At 68.0% G+C, this 16,067-nt stretch carries 11 protein-coding genes; 5 read left to right on the plus strand and 6 right to left on the minus strand.

Going from position 1 to position 16,067, the window contains the following annotated elements:
* The first annotated feature begins 456 nt into the window (after nt 1–456).
* The 3 genes from Q0379_RS02925 to Q0379_RS02935 all read left to right on the plus strand — a co-directional run bounded on the left by Q0379_RS02925 (nt 457) and on the right by Q0379_RS02935 (nt 5,371).
* Entirely contained in the window at nt 457–2,535 is a 2,079-nt protein-coding gene (locus Q0379_RS02925; RefSeq protein ID WP_299004079.1) for a 3-hydroxyacyl-CoA dehydrogenase NAD-binding domain-containing protein, read from the plus strand.
* Between the two features lie 183 nt (nt 2,536–2,718).
* Nucleotides 2,719–4,269 (plus strand): class I adenylate-forming enzyme family protein, encoded by a 1,551-nt coding sequence (locus Q0379_RS02930; protein ID WP_299004080.1) that lies wholly within the window; start codon nt 2,719–2,721, stop codon nt 4,267–4,269.
* Between the two features lie 118 nt (nt 4,270–4,387).
* Nucleotides 4,388–5,371 (plus strand): DegT/DnrJ/EryC1/StrS family aminotransferase, encoded by a 984-nt coding sequence (locus Q0379_RS02935; protein WP_366519290.1) that lies wholly within the window; start codon nt 4,388–4,390, stop codon nt 5,369–5,371.
* A gap of 118 nt (nt 5,372–5,489) precedes the next feature.
* On the opposite strand, the gene Q0379_RS02940 is transcribed toward Q0379_RS02935, so the two are convergent.
* The 4 genes from Q0379_RS02940 to Q0379_RS02955 all read right to left on the minus strand — a co-directional run bounded on the left by Q0379_RS02940 (nt 5,490) and on the right by Q0379_RS02955 (nt 9,695).
* On the minus strand, nt 5,490–6,512 hold the full coding sequence (locus Q0379_RS02940; RefSeq protein ID WP_299004082.1) for an adenosine deaminase: 1,023 nt from the start codon (nt 6,510–6,512) through the stop codon (nt 5,490–5,492).
* Nucleotides 6,513–6,680: 168 nt separating this feature from the next.
* On the minus strand, nt 6,681–7,577 hold the full coding sequence (locus Q0379_RS02945) for a pirin family protein (RefSeq protein ID WP_299004084.1): 897 nt from the start codon (nt 7,575–7,577) through the stop codon (nt 6,681–6,683).
* Between the two features lie 196 nt (nt 7,578–7,773).
* On the minus strand, nt 7,774–9,048 hold the full coding sequence (locus Q0379_RS02950; protein ID WP_299004087.1) for an MFS transporter: 1,275 nt from the start codon (nt 9,046–9,048) through the stop codon (nt 7,774–7,776).
* A gap of 149 nt (nt 9,049–9,197) precedes the next feature.
* Nucleotides 9,198–9,695, minus strand: a complete 498-nt coding sequence (locus Q0379_RS02955; RefSeq protein ID WP_004620861.1) for an Lrp/AsnC family transcriptional regulator — start codon at nt 9,693–9,695, stop codon at nt 9,198–9,200.
* Between the two features lie 142 nt (nt 9,696–9,837).
* Between Q0379_RS02955 and Q0379_RS02960 the strand changes: the two genes are divergently transcribed.
* Complete coding sequence (locus Q0379_RS02960) at nt 9,838–13,281, plus strand: indolepyruvate ferredoxin oxidoreductase family protein (protein WP_299004092.1); 3,444 nt, start codon at nt 9,838–9,840, stop codon at nt 13,279–13,281.
* On the opposite strand, the gene Q0379_RS02965 is transcribed toward Q0379_RS02960, so the two are convergent.
* Both Q0379_RS02965 and Q0379_RS02970 read right to left on the minus strand, forming a co-directional pair.
* On the minus strand, nt 13,278–14,051 hold the full coding sequence (locus Q0379_RS02965; RefSeq protein ID WP_299004094.1) for an energy transducer TonB: 774 nt from the start codon (nt 14,049–14,051) through the stop codon (nt 13,278–13,280). The two genes, Q0379_RS02960 and Q0379_RS02965, sit on opposite strands and share 4 nt — an antisense overlap.
* Before the next feature lie 169 nt (nt 14,052–14,220).
* Nucleotides 14,221–15,405: a DUF418 domain-containing protein gene (locus Q0379_RS02970; RefSeq protein WP_299004095.1), complete on the minus strand. Its 1,185-nt coding sequence runs from the start codon at nt 15,403–15,405 to the stop codon at nt 14,221–14,223.
* Between the two features lie 120 nt (nt 15,406–15,525).
* Between Q0379_RS02970 and Q0379_RS02975 the strand changes: the two genes are divergently transcribed.
* Nucleotides 15,526–16,067 (plus strand): FAD-dependent oxidoreductase (locus Q0379_RS02975; protein WP_299004096.1); only part of this gene is annotated, 542 nt, incomplete at its 3' end.

Genomic DNA, 16,067 nt, shown 5'->3' on the forward strand with positions numbered 1-16,067 from the left:
AGCTCGCCCCCTCCGGCCCTCTGGGCCACCTCCCCCGCGTCGCGGGGGAGGATCTAAAAAATCCGGCGCGGGAGGGGGCTCCCGCGCCGAGGGACACACCGAAGTCGGTCGCGCCGGGGGGAGGCGCGCCGCGCTCGCGGAGCACGAACTTCGAAACGTCGGGACGCGTGCAAGGCGCGTCCAAAGCCCGTGTCTCACCGCGAACGCTCTGAACAGGCGCGATCATTCTTTCGAAAATACAGACGCAACGCCGTCCGCCGCCGGCGCGCTAACGGCCTGCTTGATCACGACTGAAACTATTGTTCGAATTTGCAGTATGGAGGCGCGGTCCGTCAACGGCGGGCGCCTCCGAATTGGGCGCCGTTACGGCGGTCTGGACATCTTCGCCGGAGCGTGCAGGGTTTCTCAAACGGTTGTTCAAGCCGAAAATCAACAGAGAGCAAGGGTGGAAGCCGCATGGCCGCGATCAACGCCGTCACTGATTTCTCCGTGGAAGGCGACGTCGGCGTCGTCACGCTGAACTCGCCGCCGGTCAACGCGCTGTCGGCCGTGGTCCGCGAGGGGCTGAAGGGCGCCTTCGAGGCCGCCATCGCCGATCCGGCCGTCAAGGCGATCGTGCTGATCTGCGACGGCAAGACCTTCATCGCCGGCGCCGACATCACCGAGTTCGGCAAGGCCATGACCGGCCCGTCCCTGCAGGACGTCCAGAACGTCATCGAGAACGCGCCCAAGCCCGTCGTCGCGGCGATACATGGCACCGCCCTGGGCGGCGGCTTAGAGGTGGCGCTGGTGGCGCACTATCGCGTCGCCGTCCCCTCGGCCAAGGCCGGCCTGCCCGAGGTCAACATCGGCCTGCTGCCCGGCGCCGGCGGCACTCAGCGCCTGCCGCGCATCGTCGGCGTCGAGAAGGCTCTGGAGATGGTGACCAGCGGCCAGCACGTCCCGGCCAAGGCCGCCCACGCCATGGGCCTGTTCGACGAGCTGGTCGAGGAGGGCAAGCTGCGCGAGGGCGCCATCGCCTTCGCCCGCAAGGTCGTGGCCGAGAACCGTCCGCTGAACAAGGTCCGCGAGCTGAACGCCAAGGTCGAGGCCGCGCGCGGCAAGCCCGAGATCTTCGAGGCCTTCCGCAAGGCCAACGCCAAGAAGTTCCGCGGCTTCATGGCCCCCGAGAACAACATCAAGTGCATCGAGGCGGCGGTGAACCTGCCCTTCGACGAAGGGCTGAAGGAAGAGCGCCGCCTGTTTATGGAGCTGATGACCGGCAGCCAGTCGGCCGCCCAGCGCTATGTGTTCTTCGCCGAGCGCCAGGCCGCCAAGATCCCCGACGTGCCGGACGACACCCCGACGATCCCGGTCAAGAAGGTCGGCGTCATCGGCGCCGGCACCATGGGCGGCGGCATCGCCATGAACTTCCTGAACGCCGGCATCCCGGTGACGATCATCGAGGCCAAGCAGGAGAACCTGGAGCGCGGCGTCGGGATCATCCGCAAGAACTACGAGAACACCGCCAAGAAGGGCCGGCTGACCCAGGACGACGTCGAAAAGCGCATGGGCCTGCTGACGCCCTCCATGGAGATGGAGGCCCTGGCCGACTGCGACATGATCATCGAGGCCGTGTTCGAGCTGATGGAGATCAAGAAGGAGGTCTTCACCAAGCTGGACAAGATCGCCAAGCCCGGCGCGATTTTAGCCACCAACACCTCGTATCTCGACGTCAACGAGATCGCGGCGGTGACCAGCCGGCCCGAGAGCGTGATCGGCACCCACTTCTTCTCGCCGGCCAATGTCATGCGCCTCTTGGAACTGGTGCGCGGCGACAAGACCTCGAAAGAGGTGATCGCCACCTGCATGAAGCTCAGCAAGGCCATCGGCAAGGTCCCGGTGCTGGTGGGCGTCTGCTACGGCTTCGTCGGCAACCGCATGCTGGCCCAGCGCCAGCGCGAGGCCCAGAAGCTGATCCTGGAAGGCGCCATGCCCTGGGACGTCGATCGGGTGCTCTACGACTTCGGCCTGCCGATGGGGCCGTTCGCGATGAGCGATCTCGCGGGCCTCGACATCGGCTGGGACCCGGCCAAGACCAGCTCGTCGACCGTCCGCGAGGTGCTGTGCGAGATGGACCGTCGCGGCCAGAAGAACGGCAAGGGTTTCTACGACTACGACGAAAGCCGCAACGCCAGCCCCTCGCCGGTGGTCGAGCAGGTGATCCGCGACTTCGCCGAGAAGCGCCAGATCCAGCGCCGGCAGATCACCGACCAGGAGATCCTGGAGCGCTGCCTTTATCCGATGGTCAACGAGGGCGCGAAGATCCTCGAGGAAGGCAAGGCCATCCGCGCCTCGGACATCGATATCGTCTGGATCAACGGCTACGGCTGGCCGGTCTATCGCGGCGGCCCGATGTTCTGGGGCGAGCTCGTCGGCCTCGACAAGATCCTGGCCAAGATGAAGCAGTTCCACGCCGAGCTCGGCGACGACTTCAAGCCCTCGGCCCTGCTGGAGCGCCTGGTCGCCGAGGGCAAGGGGTTCAAGGACGCTTAGTTCAATTCCCCTCCCCTTGATGGGGAGGGGGAGGGTCAACAACCTCCGCTCATCCCCGCGAAAGCGGGGACCCAAGCCGAATCCGAACATTGGTCTCGGATCGCGCCACAACTGAAAGCCAGCTTGGGTCCCCGCTTTCGCGGGGATGAGCGGTGTTTGAGATCCGATGAGTTAGGAGTTTCCATGCCCGCCATCGCCGCCATGATGTCCGCCGACTACGGAACGATGGGCGACATCCTTCGCGAGCGCGCTAAGGAAGGTCCCAACCATCCGGCCGTCGTCATGGAGACCGGCGAGGCCGTCACCTACGCCCAGTTCGACGCCCTGGCCGACCGCGTCGCGGCCGCCTTGCAGCGGGACGGGATCGCGCCCGGCGAGGCCGTCGCCGTCTGCGCCCTGTCATCGATCCCCTACGCGGCGCTGTTCCTCGGCGCGCTACGGGCCGGGGTGGCCGTCGCGCCGATCGCGCCCTCGTCGACGCCGGAGGCCATCGCCGGCATGGTCGCCGACTGCGGCGCGAAACTGTTCTTCCTCGACGCGGGCGTCTCCGAGGCCCAGAAGCCCGCGCCCATCCCGGTGCGCCAGATCGCGCTCGATGGCTCTTCCGCCGGCGAGGCGTTCGACGTCTGGCTGGCGCCCGAGGGCGCGACGCCCGCGCCGGTCGAGATCGGGCCCAAGCACCCGTTCAACATCATCTATTCCAGCGGCACCACCGGCACGCCCAAAGGCATCGTCCAGTCGCACGGCATGCGCTGGAAGCACATCTTCGTCGGCGACACGATCGGCTACGCCCACGCGCCGGTCAGCCTCTTGTCCACGCCGCTCTATTCGAACACCACCCTGGTCTGCTTCTTCCCGACCCTGGCCGGCGGCGGGACCGTCGTGCTGATGAAGAAGTTCGACGTCGTCCGCTATCTGGAGCTGGTCCAGAAGCATCGCGTCACCCACACCATGCTGGTGCCGGTGCAGTATCGCCGCCTGATGGAGCATCCCGACTTCGACCGCTACGACCTGTCGTCGACGCGGATGAAGTTCTGCACCAGCGCGCCGTTCTCGGCCGAGCTGAAGGGCGAGGTGCTGCGTCGCTGGCCGGGCGGGCTGGTCGAATATTTCGGCATGACCGAAGGCGGCGGGACCTGCATCCTGATGGCCCACGAGCACCCGGACAAGCTGCACACGGTGGGGCGCCCGGCGCCCGGCCACGACATCCGCCTGATCGACGAGGACGGCGTCCAGGTCGGTCCCGGCGTGGTCGGCGAGATCGTCGGCCGCTCGGCCTCGATGATGAACGGCTATCACGGCCGCGCCGACAAGACCGCCGAGGCGACCTGGATCTCGCCCGAGGGCTGGACCTTCATCCGCACCGGCGATGTCGGCCGCTTCGACGAGGACGGCTTCCTGACGCTGATGGATCGCAAGAAGGACATGATCATCAGCGGCGGCTTCAACATCTATCCGTCGGACCTGGAGGCGGTGCTGGCGACCCATCCGGCGGTGGTCGAGGCGGCGGTGGTCGGCGTGCCCTCCGACGCCTGGGGCGAGACGCCGGTCGCCTTCGTGGCCGCGCGCGGCGAGGCCGACGCCGAGGCGATCAAGACCTTCGTCAACGACAAGGTCGGCAAGACCCAGCGCCTGGCGGAGGTTCGTTTCGTCGACGCCTTGCCGCGCAGCCATATCGGCAAGGTCCTGAAGCGCGAACTGCGCGAAACCTGGCAAAAAACGCCTACCGCCTAGACAGATTTGCCGCGACGGCGCGCCGCATTAGGGGCGGCGGAATCGCTGGATACGTTTGCTTAACCATAAGACGCGGCCCCTGGGGTCGCCTGGTTCTTCGCGGATCCAAGTTCACGCCATGCTGCCCAAGCCCTTCGCCGCCTCGACCCTGTCCACGCCCGTCCTCGAGCCCGCCTCGGTCGGGCTCGAACCGGTGGATTTCGATGCGGTCGCCAAGGCTCTGGGCGCGCGCGGCTATGCTTCGGATCTCGAGCAGCGCCTGGCCGGCCGCTTCGCGCGCCCGGTCCGCGCCCGCGCCTTCACCGACCGTGCGACGACGGTGGCGGCGGCGCTGAAGGCGCTGGGCGTGCGCCCCGGCGGCGTCTGCGTCGTCTCGGCCCTGGCCGATCTGGAGACCCTGGCCGGCGTCGCCGCCGCCGGCCTGACGGCGTGGCTGGTCGACGTCGATCCGTTCAGCGCGATGTTCGATCCCCGTCACCTGCGCGAGCGCCTGCCGCATGCGCCGGGGCCGCTGGAGGCCATCGTGCCCGCCGCCGCCCATGGCCGCGCGCCGGACATGCGCGCCTGGGCCGCCTTCCGTGACGAGACCGGCTTGCCGGTGCTGGTCGACGCGTTCGGCGCCTTCGACGTGATGATCGAGGCCCCCGTGCCGGTGCTGATCGGCCTGCCCAGCGGCGAGGGCGTGTTCGTGGCCTGCGAGGACGCCACCCCGATCAACGCCATCGAGGGACGGCCCTTCGTCGGCGACGACGGCCTAGCCGCCTGGGCCCGCCTGCGCCACCGCCTCTGCGCCACGGCCCAGCAGCTGCGCGTGCTGCTGCTGGACAGCGGCGTCAGCTTCCAGCCGGGCTGGGGCATGAGCTGGATCTCGCCGACCTGCGCCCTGACCCTGCCAGGCGACGACGCCGGGACCGTGGCCTGGAAGCTGCGCCAGGCCGGCGTTCCGGCCAGCTGCGCGGTTCGCGACCTGACCGTCAAGGCCGACGACACCCCGACCGCCGACCACATCGCCGCCTCGACCGTGGTGATCGCGCTGGATCCGGGTCTGGACATCGAGGGCCTGGACCGCCTGTGCGACGCGCTGCGCGAGGCGTTGAGCTAGTTCGCCTCCCGCTCCCATGGGGAGAGGGTAGGGTGAGGGGCTAAGCCCTCTACCGCCGTAACCCCTCACCTCCCACCGCTACGCGGCGGGTCCCTCCTCTCCCTATGGGAGAGGGTTCTTACGCATGGCTCGCCGCGTACGCCTCGACCTTGGCGACCCGCTCGGCCTTTTCGGCCTCCGACAGGAACGATCCCTCAAAGCTGTTCTTGGCCAGGGTGACGATCTCGTCCCGCGTCAGGCCCACGGCGTCGGCGGTGGCGAGGTAGTTTTCCAGCAGATAGCCGCCGAAATAGGCCGGGTCGTCGGAATTGACCGTGGCCTTCAGGCCCAGGGCCAGCATCTTCTTCAGCGGGTGGACGTCGAGGCTGGGCACGCCGCACAGCTTCAGGTTCGACAGCGGGCAGACCGTCAGGGTCGTCCCGTCCTTGACCAGGCGCGCGGTCAGGGCCTCGTCCTCCAGCGCGCGGTTGCCGTGGTCGATGCGGTCGACCTTCACCAGGTCGATGGCTTCCCAGACGTATTCGGGCGGGCCTTCCTCGCCGGCGTGGGCGACGACCTTGAGGCCGAGGTCCCGAGCGGCCTGGAGCACGCGGGCGAACTTGGCCGGCGGGTGGCCGACTTCCGAGCTGTCGAGGCCAACGCCGGCCAGCGAAGACAGCCAGGGCTTGGCCTGCTCCAGGGTCTCGAAGGCGCTCTCCTCGGACAGGTGCCGCAGGAAGCACAGGATCAGCTTGGAGGTGACGCCCAGCGTCTTCTCGGCCTCGGCCATGCCGGCCAAGAGGCCCTTGATCACCGTCTCGAAGGCGATGCCGCGGTCGGTGTGGGTCTGGGGATCGAAGAAGATCTCGGCGTGCGTGCCGCCGTCCGCCGCCAGGCGCTGGAAGTAGGCCAGGGCCAGGTCCTTGAAGTCGGCTTCCGTGATCAGCACGCCCGCGCCCTGGTAATAGATGTCCAGGAAGTCCTGCAGGTTCGAGAACTGATAGGCCGCCCGGATCTCGTCGACCGATTTGTAGGGCAGGGTGATCCCGTTGCGCTGGGCCAGGGCGAACATCAGCTCGGGCTCGAGGCTGCCCTCGATGTGCATGTGCAGCTCGGCCTTGGGCAGGCCGCGAACGAATTGGGCGAAGGAAGCGTCGGTCATGGGGGAGTTATGGGCCGTGGCCTTCCCTCCAATCAACCGTCTCCTTCTCCCCTTGCGGGAGAAGGTGTCGGCGGAGCCGGCGGATGAGGGGTTTCTGGGCAGGGGCCGTGCGACCCCTCACCCGGCCCTTACGGGCCACCCTCTCCCGCAAGGGGAGAGGGAAACGCTTCACGACATCGGCGGCGGCGGCGGCGGCGGGCCTTCCGGCAGCGGGATGAACTCGTCGTGGTCCAGGTCGGGCAGCTTCATGCGGCCGGCGCGCCAGTCGGCCTTGGCCTGCTCGATGCGGTCCTTGGACGAGGAGACGAAGTTCCACTCGATGAAGCGCGGGCCGACGGGCTCGCCGCCCATCAGCATCACGGTCGACCGCTCGAGGGCCTTGAACACCACCGTGTCGCCCGGCGCGAAGACGGCCATCTGGGCGGTGGTCAGCTCGCGGCCGTCGACCTCGACCCGGCCCTCGGCGACATAGGCGGCGCGCTCGGAATATTCGGCCGGCAGGGCGGCGGTGGTCCCCGGCTCCAGCTCCCAATGGACGTAGAACAGCGGCGAATAGACCGGCACGTTCGACTTGGCGCCAAAGGCCTCGCCGGCGATCAGCCGCGCCTTCAGCCCGCCCTCTTCGTAATAGGGCAGGTCAGCCGGACCCTCGTGGTGCGTGAAGCTGGGGTCGATCTCCTCATATTCCTTGGGCAAGGCGATCCAGGCCTGCATGCCATCCATGCGGCCGCCATGCGCGCGCAGGCCTTCGAAGCGTTCGGAGTGGGTGATGCCGCTGCCGGCGGTCATCCAGTTGACCTCGTTCGGCTTGATCACCGCCAGCGAGCCGACGCTATCGCGGTGGGTGATCTCGCCCTGGAACAGATAGGTCAGGGTCGACAGGCCGATATGCGGGTGCGGGCGCACGTCGGCGTCCTTGGCAAAGCCGGGCTGGAAGGTCGCCGGACCCATGTGGTCGAGGAAAGTGAACGGCCCGACCATCCGGTGCGCATGAAACGGCAGCACCCGGCCGACCTCGAAATTGCCGAGGTTCTTGCGGCGGGCTTCGATGACGAGGTCGATCATGGGGGACTCCGGCGAGTGTCGGAGCGGACCTTAGCGGGGAGTGGTCGCTTCAGTCTTGCTCAATTCGTTCCCAATCCGCTCATCCCCGCGAAAGCGGGGACCCAAGCTGACTTCCTGGGTTCGGCGAGGCGGCGCATCATCTTCTGACCCTGCTTAGGTCCCCGCTTTCGCGGGGATGAGCGATGTTAGTATGGCCCTACAGCGCGTCCGCCCGCTTCAGCGGCCACAGCGCCAGCAGGCTGATCGCCCCGGCAGCGGCCAGGTAGAGGCCGACCAGCTTCAGTCCGCCGTGGGTGGCCAGGGCCTGGGCGATGGCCGGGGTCATGCCGCCGCCGATCACGCCGCCGACATTGAAGGCGATCGAGGCGCCGGTGTAGCGCACCCGCGCGGGGAACAGGCTGGGCAGCCAGGCGCCCAGCGGCCCATAGACCAGGCCCATGACCACTAGGGCGAAGCACAGGAAGGCGGTGATGGTCGGCAGCGAGCCCGAGCCCATCATCGGCGCCAGGGCCGCGCCGGCGACGATGGTCAGCAGCGAGCCGGCCATCAGCACCCGGCGGGGGCTCGACTTGTCCGCCCAGTAACCGGCCCCGACGATGCCCGCCGCCATGAACAGGATGGCGAACAGCAGCACGCCCAGGAACTGCTGGCGGCCATAGCCCAGGGCCGTGACGCCATAGCCCAGCGAAAAGGCGGTGGTCAGGTAGAAGAGGGCGAAGCAGGCCACGACGGCGAAGGTGCCGCCGATCGTCTCGCGCGCGTGGGTCTTCATCAACTCGGCGACCGGCACGTGCGGCGGCGGGGCCTCGTGGGCGGCGGCCTGGAAGGCGGGGGTCTCGGTCAGCTTCAGGCGGATCCACAGGCCGACCCCGACCAGCAGGATGCTGCCCAGAAACGGCACCCGCCAGCCCCAGCTCTGGAACTGCTCGGGCGTCAGCACCGCGCCGAGGATCAGGAAGAGGCCGTTGGCGGCGATGAAGCCGACAGGGGCGCCCAGCTGCGGGAACATGCCAAAGCGCGCGCGGAAGCCGGGCGGGGCGTTCTCGACCGCCAGCAGCGCCGCGCCGCCCCACTCGCCGCCCAGGCCGAAGCCTTGGCCAAAGCGCAGCAGGCACAGCAGGAACGGCGCGACCCAGCCGATGTGGTGGTAGGTCGGCAGGAAGGCGACCAGCAGGGTCGAGCCGCCCATGATCAGTAGCGAGGCCACCAGGGTCGACTTCCTGCCGATGCGATCGCCGAAGTGACCGAACACGATCGAGCCCAGCGGCCGGGCGATGAAGGCCACGCTCAGGCTGGCGTAGGAGGCCAGCAGCTGCATGGCCGGCGAGGAGGCGGGGAAGAACAGCGGCCCGAACACCAGCGAGGCGGCGGTGGCGTAGATATAGAAGTCGTAGAACTCGACCGCCGTGCCGATCAGGCTGGCGGCCAGCACGCGTCGCGTCGACGCGCCGCTCGCGCTCGATGGGGCCATGGGAGGCCTCTCCTTGGACTAACTAAATTTCGCTCATCCCCGCGAAAGCGGGGACCCAAGCCGAGTTGGACGATCTATTCCGAACCGCGCCGCACACTGAAATTCAGCTTGGGTCCCCGCTTTCGCGGGGATGAGCGGTTTAAAGGCCCTTAGCCCAGCGGGCTCACATACGGGCTGATCAGGCCCAGCGGCACGGCGGTCGAGTTCTTGACGCCGCGGATGACGATGCGGCTCTCGATGTTCGACACCAGGCCCAGCGACAGGAGCTTGTCACGCAGGAATTCGTCGAAGGCGCGCATGTCGCGGGTGACGATGCGCATCTCGTAGTCGGCGGCGCCGGTCACGGTGGCGCACTGGACGACCTCGGCCCATTTGGCGACCGCCTGTTCGAACGTGTCCAGATTTTCCTTGGTCGGAAGGGACAGCTTGACGGTGCAGTAGACCTCGAAGCCCAGGCCCAGCTTCTCACGGTCCAGGATGGTCACGCGACGCTGGATGACGCCCGCGTCCTCCAGCCGCTTGATCCGGCGCCAGCACGGGCTGGACGACAGACCGACTCGTTCGGCGATCTCGGCGACGGACAGTCCGGCGTCGTGTTGGATGAGATCCAGGATCTTGGCATCCACGGCGTCGAGTTGTTCGGACAAGAAATTCCTCCCCCCAGCGGGCGTTGACGCTCACTTCGTGCGCAAAACGGCCACGAGTCGGGCACGCCTTGGGCAAACAATTTCCGCGCTTCTATAAGATATTGCGTTACGGGCGGGAAGACCCGGGAGGAAAATTTTTGCCATGCGGCACTCGGAAGTCACGCTCGACGACAAATATGTGCTCGAAGATGGTCGAGCTTTCATCACTGGCGTGCAGGCGCTGCTGCGCGTTTTGCTCGATCGCAAGCGCCTCGATCGCAAGCTGGGATTGAACACGGCGGGCTTTTTGTCCGGCTATAGAGGCTCGCCGCTGGGCGGTCTCGACCAGCAGGCCGCCCGCATCAACAAGCTGCTGACCGCCCACGACGTCGTCTTCAAGGAAGGCGTCAACGAGGACCTGGCCGCCACCGCCGTCTGGGGCAGCCAGCAGGCGAATCTGTTCCCGGGCGCCCTCTACGATGGCGTCTTCGGCATGTGGTACGGCAAGGCGCCCGGCGTCGACCGCACCGGCGACGTCTTCAAGCACGCCAACTTCGCGGGCGTGTTCCCGACCGGCGGCGTGCTGGCGGTGGCCGGCGACGACCACAACTGCAAGAGCTCGACCCTGCCGTCGCAGTCCGAGTTCGCCTTCCAGGACTTCGAGATGCCGGTGCTGGCGCCGGCCGACGTGCAGGAGGTGCTCGACTACGGGATTCTCGGCCTGTCGCTGTCGCGCTTCTCCGGCCTGTGGACAGGCATGATCGCCCTGGCCGACACCATGGACTCGGGCGTCACGATCGACGTCTCGCTGGACCGCCATAAGCTGGTCACCCCCGACTTCCCGTTCCCGCCCGGCGGCCTCGGCATCCGGCTGAAGGACCAGCCGATGGAGAAGGAGCGGCGCATGCGGCTCCATAAGATCCCCGCGGCCCTGGCCTTCGCCCGCGCCAACGGCATCGACCGCGTGGTGCTGGGCGCCTCGCACGTGCGCGTGGGCAAGGCGCGGCTGGGCATCGTCTGCCAGGGCCAGGCCTATAAGGATGTGCTGGAGGCCTTCACGGCCATGGGCATGACCCTGCAGGAAGCCGCCGACCTGGGCGTCTCGATCTACAAGGTCGGCATGCCCTGGCCGCTGGAACCGCTGGGCCTGCGCGCCTTCGCCGCCGGCCTCGAGACCCTGATGGTCATCGAGCACAAGCGGGCCCTGATCGAGCCGCAGGCTCGCGCGGCGCTCTATGACCTGCCCGCCCAGGCGCGCCCGCGCGTGATCGGCAAGACCGACGAGAAGGGCGGGCCGCTTCTGTCGGAGCTGGGCTCGCTGTCCGTGGCCGAAATCGCCCTCGCCATCTACGACCGCCTGCCTGACGGTCCGCACATGGAGCGGGCGCAGGCCTATCTGAACCGGGTCAGCGCCGCCGGCGTCGCCGCTGTCAGCCTGGCCGCCGACCAGGCCCGCAAGCCGTTCTTCTGCTCGGGCTGTCCGCATAACACCTCGACCAAGCTGCCGGAAGGCAGCCGGGCGCTGGCGGGCATCGGCTGCCACTACATGGCCAGCTTCAACGACCCCTCGACGGATCTGAACACCCACATGGGTGGCGAGGGCCTGACCTGGGTCGGCGCCTCGCCGTTCACCAGCGAAAAGCACGTCTTCCAGAACCTGGGCGACGGCACCTACAACCACTCGGGCTCGCTGGCGATCCGCGGGGCAATCGCGGCCGGGACCAACATCACCTACAAGCTGCTCTATAACGACGCCGTCGCCATGACCGGCGGCCAGCGGGCCGAGAGCGGCTTCACCCCGGCCCAGATCACCCGCCAGCTGGCGGCCGAGGGCGTCAAGAAGACCGTCATCGTCGTCGATGACATGAAGCGCTACGAGGGCGTCGAGGGCCTGGCCCCCGGCGTCGAGATCTTCCCGCGCTCGGACCTGATCCGCGTGCAGGAGATGCTGCGCGACACGCCCGGGACCACGGTCCTGCTGTACGACCAGACCTGCGCCACCGAAAAGCGCCGCCGCCGCAAGCGCGGTTCGATGCCCAAGGCGACCCAGCGCGTCTTTATTAACCCGCTGGTCTGCGAGGGCTGCGGCGACTGCTCGGTGAAGTCCAACTGCGTCTCGGTCGAGCCGCTGGCCACCGAATTTGGCCGCAAGCGCAAGATCAACCAGTCCAGCTGCAATCAGGACTACTCTTGCGTCCAGGGCTTCTGCCCGTCGTTCATCACCCTGGAAGGCGCCGAAAGCGCCCAGTCCAAGAAGGCCCCGGCGCCCCTGACCGCCGAGTCGACGCCGCTGCCCGAGTTCGAGCCGCTGACCGGCGTGCGCAAGATCCTGTTCACCGGCGTCGGCGGCACCGGCGTCACGACCGTGGCCTCGATCCTAGCCATGGCCGCCCACATCGACGGCCGCGCCGGCAGCGTGGTGGACATGACGGGCCTGGCCCAAAAGGGCGGCTCGGTGTTCAGCCACGTCAAGATCGGCGAGACGGAAGAGACCATCGTCGGCGGCCGCGTGCCGGCCGCCAGCGCCGACGTGCTGATCGCTTGTGATCTTCTCGTGGCGGCCTCGCCGGAAGGCCTGTCGCTGTACGCCAAGGACCGCACGCGGGCGTTCGGCAACAGCGACTTCGCGCCGACGGCCGACTTCGTCACCAGCCGCGACATCCGTTTCGACAGCGGCTCCATGGCCCGGCGGGTCAAGGGCGCGACCCAGACCTTCGACGCCTGCCCGGCCCAGCACCTGGCCGAAAGCCAGTTCGGCGACGCCATCTACGCCAACATGATCATGGTCGGCTTCGCCTGGCAGCGCGGGGTGATCCCGGTCTCCAGCCGCGCCCTCTATCGCGCGATCAAGCTGAACGGCGTCGACGCCGAGGCCAACCTGCAGGCCTTCGAGCTGGGCCGCCGCGTCGCCCATGACCCGACCTCGATCGACGTCAAGGAAGACAAGGTCACCACGCCCGAGACCATGCCGCTGGACGACCTGATCGCCCATCGGATCCGCGAGCTGACGGCCTATCAGAACGCCGCCTACGCCCAGCGCTACGCGGAGAAGATCGCCAAGGTCCGCGCCGCCGAGGCTTCGGTGTCGGGCGCCGAAAGCGCCCTGCCGCTGACCCGCGCTGCGGCCACCAACCTCTACAAGCTGATGGCCTATAAGGACGAGTATGAGGTCGCGCGCCTCTACACCGACGGCCGGTTCGCGGCCGAGCTGGCCGGGACCTTCAAGGGCGGCAAGGCCAAGGTCTGGCTCTCCCCGCCGCTGCTGGCCCCCAAGGGCCCGGACGGCAAGCCCAGGAAGATCGCCTTCGGCGGCTGGATGCTGGATCTGGCCTTCCCGGTCATGGCCCGCATGAAGGGCCTGCGTGGCGGCGCCCTCGACCTCTTCGGCCACACCGAGGAGCGCCGGATGGAGCGCGGCCTGATCGCGTCGTACGAGGTGGCGCTGGACCGCCTGGTGGCGGGGCTGTGCGTCGAGAGCCTGCCGCTAGCCCTGAAGATCGCCGAGATCCCGCAGCAGATCCGCGGCTTCGGCCACGTCAAGGACGCCTCGGTCAAGACGGCCAAGGCGGCGGAAGAGAAGCTGTGGGCGCAGTGGGGGGCGAGCTAGCGGCGGGTCAGGACGCTCGTTTCGACCGCGTGCTTCAGGGCCGGCCAGTTGAATTGAACGACGACGAAGCCGTCTTTCGTCGGCGTCTTGTCTTCAGCCTGGGTTGGCGCGGTGAATAGCGGGATAAGCCCGCTGACCGCCTCGACCTGGGTCGGGTCGGCGGGGCCGTTCGGGGAGCAGCCTCTTAGCTTCATGTCCGCGGCGATCGGGCAGAGAACAGTCGTTCTCTCGGGTGTGGCGGCGGCGCGACGCACGAGGTCAGCCGTTTCCGGCAAACTTGGGCGCTGGACCCAGGAGAACCTGTGGACGCTGCAACCTTGGCCAGGCGAGTCCGTCGTCGGGCAGGGGGCGGAGCCCTTGGGCGTCGTCGTCAGAAGGACAGAGGGCTCGCCGGCCAGATAATCGCGCGGCGGCACGGCGCTGTCCGAGGGCGTGAGCATGAGAATGGGGATCGCCACCACGCCGCCCGCCAGCGTCGCGGGATCATTCTTGGCGGGATCCAGCTTGAACTTCGCGGAGAGTTTGAGCGCGGCGTCGCCGAAGCCGAAGTCCTTGGGGCTCTCGCCGAGGACCAGGCAGTCCTTCATGTCGCCCGTCGCGAGCGTCTGGCACTCGATCACCGCCCATCCGCCGCGCTCGGCGCGTCGCGCCTTGGGCGGGTAGTAGGTCGCCATGTCGTCAGCGCTGGGTTTGGCGCGCCAGACGAGCGTTGACCCTGGGCTGTTCGGGATCGGGTGCAGCTGCTGAGCGACAGCGTTGCTAGCGGTCAACAACGCCGCTAGTCCAAGCCAAGTCGCGCGCTTCATAGCTCACCCTTCCATAAATCCCTAGGTCGAGCATAGAGCCCTTCGCGACCTCGGGATGCAAGGCTCGGCTCAAACCTGCGGCACGCCGGCCAGCGGCGGGACGGGGCTCCACTCTTCGGAGAGGCAAGGTGGCTTAAGTCGCCGGCTTCCGCAGGAACGGCACCTTCGTCGTCTGGTACGTCGCCGCGCGCCAGACCCACTCCAGGGGGCCATAGTAGAAGCGCTTGAACCACAGCGTCGCCACGATCCCCTGGACCACCAGGAAGCCGACGCCCAGCCACAGGGCCGTGGCCTGCGGCAGCCACTTCCAGGCGCCCAGGCCAAAGCCGTAGAAGATCGGCACCCAGATCAGCGACTGCAGGACATAGAAGGTCAGGGTCATGCGGCCCATCGGCGCCAGCCGGTCCAGCGCCTTGCGGAACGGGCCGGTGTAGGCCTCCACGATCAGCAACACGTAGACGCCCATCAGCGAGACGTCGAACCAGCCGCCCAGCAGCGTGCCGATCAGCTTGCGGGCCATCGGCGCGGCGGTCGCGTCGGGCGCCAGGGCCTGCAGGGCCGGCGCGCCCAGGTGGCAGGCGATGGCGAAGGCCGCCAGGGCGGTGAGGGCGGCGCGGCGCTCGGCCTTGAAGCGGTTCGGGTCGTCGAAAAAGCCGGCGCGGCCGAGGCGCAGACCGACCAGGAACAGGGCCAGGATCTGGAACAGGCGTCCGGTCTCGATGAAGAACCACCACTTGAAGGTCTGACCCTGGCCGACATTCCACAGCAGCATCTGGTCCAGCGGCGCGGTGCGGTAGAAGGCGGGGCCGGTGTCGGCGTAGTGATGCGGCGGCTGGTTGGCCCAGGCCTCGCCGCCCAGGGCGCCCCAGAGCTGGAACAGCAGGCCCGGCTGGAGCAGCAGCACGGCGGCGACGCCCAGGAGCATCTGGTTGCTGGCGCGGTGATAGGGAACCAGGATCAGGCCCAGCGGCGCCAGCACCATCAGGATGTCGCCGCGATAGACCAGGCTGTGGGCCAGACCGATCAGCGCCAGCACCGCCATCCGCCAGGCGAAGCGGCCCGAAAAATCGACCCCGCGCCGATCGGCCTTGTCCATCAACAGGAAGAAGCTGAGGCCAAAGCACAGGGTCAGCAGGCTGAACGCCTTGCCCATGAAGAAGGTGGTGAAGATCACATGGGTCAGGTTCTGCTGCGGCGCGGCCCAGTAGATCTCGTACTGCTCGAACATGTGGACCATGTAGACGCCGATCAGGGCGAAGGCGCGCAGGGTGTCGATCAGCAGATTGCGCGCCGGCGCGGCTGTCATGGCGTTGGTCATGGTTTCCCCACCTTGTCCGATAGGACGTTCCCGGACGTCTTGGCGTCCTTGGCGAAAGCGCGACCTTGGCCAATCCGACGGCGCTGTCAATTGATTGCCGCTCCGGGCTAAGGTGGCGGCATGACCAAGTACGATTTCGACGCCGTTGTGGTGGGGGCCGGGGCCGTGGGGCTGGCCTGCGGCTACGCCCTGGCCCGGCGCGGCCTGATGGTGGTGGTGCTGGAGGCCGAGGGGCACATCGGCCAGGGGGTCTCGTCGCGCAATTCCGAGGTGATCCACGGCGGGCTCTACTATCCGACCGGCTCGTTGAAGGCGCGGCTGTGCGTCCAGGGGCGGCGCATGCTGTACGCGTTCCTGGATGCGCGCGGGATCGCCTACAAGCGCTGCGGCAAGCTGGTGGTGGCGACCAGCCCGGACGAGATCCCCCGTCTCGACGCCATCTGGGACCAGGCCCTGGCCAACGACGTCGAGGGCATGGCGCGGCTGACCGGCGAGCAGGCGCGGGCGCTGGAGCCGGGCCTCAACGCTCATGCGGCCCTGCTGTCGCCGGAGAGCGGCGTCTTCGCCAGTCACGACTACATGCTGGCCCTGCAGGGCGAGATCGAGGCCGCCGGCGGGGCGGTGGTGCTTTCGACGCCGTTCGAGGGCGCCGAACCCTTCAA

Source organism: uncultured Caulobacter sp., from assembly GCF_937900395.1.
Lineage (GTDB): Bacteria > Pseudomonadota > Alphaproteobacteria > Caulobacterales > Caulobacteraceae > Caulobacter.

Coding starts and splice junctions, on each gene's coding strand:
- Q0379_RS02960 (WP_299004092.1), top strand. CDS start 9,838: ATGCGGCACTCGGAAGTCACGCTCGACGACAAATATGTGCTCGAAGAT.
- Q0379_RS02935 (WP_366519290.1), top strand. CDS start 4,388: ATGCTGCCCAAGCCCTTCGCCGCCTCGACCCTGTCCACGCCCGTCCTC.
- Q0379_RS02970 (WP_299004095.1), bottom strand. CDS start 15,405: ATGACCAACGCCATGACAGCCGCGCCGGCGCGCAATCTGCTGATCGAC.
- Q0379_RS02950 (WP_299004087.1), bottom strand. CDS start 9,048: ATGGCCCCATCGAGCGCGAGCGGCGCGTCGACGCGACGCGTGCTGGCC.
- Q0379_RS02940 (WP_299004082.1), bottom strand. CDS start 6,512: ATGACCGACGCTTCCTTCGCCCAATTCGTTCGCGGCCTGCCCAAGGCC.
- Q0379_RS02930 (WP_299004080.1), top strand. CDS start 2,719: ATGCCCGCCATCGCCGCCATGATGTCCGCCGACTACGGAACGATGGGC.
- Q0379_RS02925 (WP_299004079.1), top strand. CDS start 457: ATGGCCGCGATCAACGCCGTCACTGATTTCTCCGTGGAAGGCGACGTC.
- Q0379_RS02945 (WP_299004084.1), bottom strand. CDS start 7,577: ATGATCGACCTCGTCATCGAAGCCCGCCGCAAGAACCTCGGCAATTTC.